This window comes from Endozoicomonas sp. ONNA1, from assembly GCF_024606325.1.
Lineage (GTDB): Bacteria > Pseudomonadota > Gammaproteobacteria > Pseudomonadales > Endozoicomonadaceae > Endozoicomonas_A.
The window spans coordinates 1-1,324 of sequence record NZ_JAHHPN010000303.1; the positions used below are offsets into that span (position 1 = coordinate 1).

At 49.6% G+C, this 1,324-nt stretch carries 1 protein-coding gene; it reads right to left on the bottom strand.

What is annotated here, in order from left to right:
- Nucleotides 1–1,301, bottom strand: a 1,301-nt coding sequence (locus KDK19_RS07145; protein ID WP_257253566.1) for a hypothetical protein, incomplete at its 3' end; no start/stop codon positions are given.
- Nucleotides 1,302–1,324 lie beyond the last annotated feature (23 nt).

Below are 1,324 nucleotides of genomic sequence, written 5' to 3' on the forward strand. Positions count from 1 at the left end.
CGGAACAGCTCCATGCTGAACTCGCCATCCTTGTCTTTCCATTCCGGCCAGCCCAAGACCTCTTTCACTGGCTCACGTTTGAGCATGCCTTTGGAATGGTTCATAGACGAAAAGGAGCGGAACAGCGCCATACTGAAGTCGCCATCCTTGTCTTTCCATTCCGGCCAGCCCAGCACCTCTTTCACCTGCTCATGCTTGAGCATGCCTTTGCTATGATTCATCGACGAAATGGCGCGGAAAAGCTCCATATTGAACTCGCCATTTTTGTCCTTCCATTCCGGCCAGTCCAGCACCTCTTTAACTTCCTTATTATTGAGCATGCCTTGGCCATTATTCATGGACGAAAAGGCGCGGAACAGCTCCATACTGAACCCGGCATCCTTGTCTTGCCATTCCAGCCAGCCCAGCACCTCTTTCACTTGCTCATGTTTGGGCATGCCTTTGCCATGATTCATGGATGAGAAGGCTCGGAGCAGCTCCATACTGAACCCGGCATCCTTGTCTTGCCATTCCGGCCAGCTCAGCACCTCTTTCACTTCCTCATGTTTGAACAGGCCTTTGCTGTGATTCATGGACGAGAAAACGCGGAACAGCCCATTTCTAAACTCGTTATTCTTATCTTTCCATTCCGGCCAGCTCAGCACCTCTTTCACTTCCTGATGTTTGGGTGTGCCTTTTTTGTTGTACATGGACGAGAAAGCCCGGAGCAGTTCCATACTGAACTCGTCATTCTTGTCTTTCCATTCCGGCCAGTTCAGCACCTCTTTCACTTTTTCATGTTCGAGCATGCCCCTGCAATTATTCATGGACGAGAAGGAGCGGAATAGCTCCATATTGAACTCGCCATTCTTGTCTTTCCATTCCGGCCAGCCCAGTATCTCTTTCACGTCCTTATGTTTGAGCATGCCTTTACTACTATTCATGGATGAAAAAGCGCGGAATAGTTCCATGTTGAACTCGCCACCCTTGTTCTTCCATTCCGGCCAGCCCAGCACTTCTTTCACTTCCTCATGGTTGAGTATGTCTTTGTCGTGATTCATGGATGAGAAGGTGCGGAACAGTTCCATATTGAACGCGCCATCCTTGTTTTTCCATTCCGGCCAGCCCAGCACCTCTTTCACTTCCTCGTGTTTGAGCATGCCATTACTACGTTTCATGGACGAGAAGGCGCGGAACAGCTTCATATTGAACGCGCCATCCTTGTCTTTCCATTCCGGCCAGCCTAGCACTTCTTTCACTTGCTCATGTTTGAGCATGCCTTTGCAATGGTTCATAGACGAGAAGGAGCGGAACAGCTCCATACTGAACTCGCCATCCTTGTCTT